1 rRNA gene is annotated in these 1,340 nt (G+C 58.6%); it reads left to right on the top strand.

Going from position 1 to position 1,340, the window contains the following annotated elements:
* Positions 1-107: 107 nt before the first annotated feature.
* Positions 108-1,340 (top strand): 16S ribosomal RNA (locus tag HNR40_RS53430); the annotation flags it as partial.

Here is a 1,340-nt window from a genome sequence, read left to right as displayed (position 1 = left end):
ACGCGTCCGTTTCTTGAGAACTCAACAGTGTGTTAAAAGCCAGTGCATGAAGTATTTCATGCAACACCTCGTCTGGAATATGATGAGTTTTTGCTAGTTTCAAACATCTTATGGAGAGTTTGATCCTGGCTCAGGACGAACGCTGGCGGCGTGCTTAACACATGCAAGTCGAGCGGAAAGGCCCTTCGGGGTACTCGAGCGGCGAACGGGTGAGTAACACGTGAGCAACCTGCCCCTGACTCTGGGATAAGCCCGGGAAACTGGGTCTAATACCGGATACGACCGCCCCCGGCATCGGGTGGTGGTGGAAAGTTTTTTCGGTTGGGGATGGGCTCGCGGCCTATCAGCTTGTTGGTGGGGTAGTGGCCTACCAAGGCGACGACGGGTAGCCGGCCTGAGAGGGCGACCGGCCACACTGGGACTGAGACACGGCCCAGACTCCTACGGGAGGCAGCAGTGGGGAATATTGCGCAATGGGCGGAAGCCTGACGCAGCGACGCCGCGTGGGGGATGACGGCCTTCGGGTTGTAAACCTCTTTCAGCAGGGACGAAGTTGACGTGTACCTGCAGAAGAAGCGCCGGCTAACTACGTGCCAGCAGCCGCGGTAATACGTAGGGCGCAAGCGTTGTCCGGAATTATTGGGCGTAAAGAGCTCGTAGGTGGCTGGTCGCGTCTGCCGTGAAAGCCCGCAGCTTAACTGCGGGTCTGCGGTGGATACGGGCCGGCTAGAGGTAGGTAGGGGCAAGTGGAATTCCTGGTGTAGCGGTGAAATGCGCAGATATCAGGAGGAACACCGGTGGCGAAGGCGGCTTGCTGGGCCTTACCTGACGCTGAGGAGCGAAAGCGTGGGGAGCGAACAGGATTAGATACCCTGGTAGTCCACGCTGTAAACGTTGGGCGCTAGGTGTGGGGATCTTCCACGATCTCCGTGCCGGAGCTAACGCATTAAGCGCCCCGCCTGGGGAGTACGGCCGCAAGGCTAAAACTCAAAGGAATTGACGGGGGCCCGCACAAGCGGCGGAGCATGTTGCTTAATTCGACGCAACGCGAAGAACCTTACCAAGGCTTGACATCGCCCGGAAAGCTGCAGAGATGTGGCCCTCTTCGGATCGGGTGACAGGTGGTGCATGGCTGTCGTCAGCTCGTGTCGTGAGATGTTGGGTTAAGTCCCGCAACGAGCGCAACCCTTGCTCCATGTTGCCAGCACGCCTCTTCGGAGGTGGTGGGGACTCATGGGGGACTGCCGGGGTCAACTCGGAGGAAGGTGGGGATGACGTCAAGTCATCATGCCCCTTATGTCTTGGGCTGCAAACATGCTACAATGGCCGGTACAGAGGGC

This window comes from Nonomuraea endophytica (assembly GCF_014203235.1).
Lineage (GTDB): Bacteria > Actinomycetota > Actinomycetes > Streptosporangiales > Streptosporangiaceae > Nonomuraea > Nonomuraea endophytica.
The sequence above is the reverse complement of the archived record's forward strand: the minus strand, read 5'-3'. Positions and strand labels throughout refer to the sequence as shown.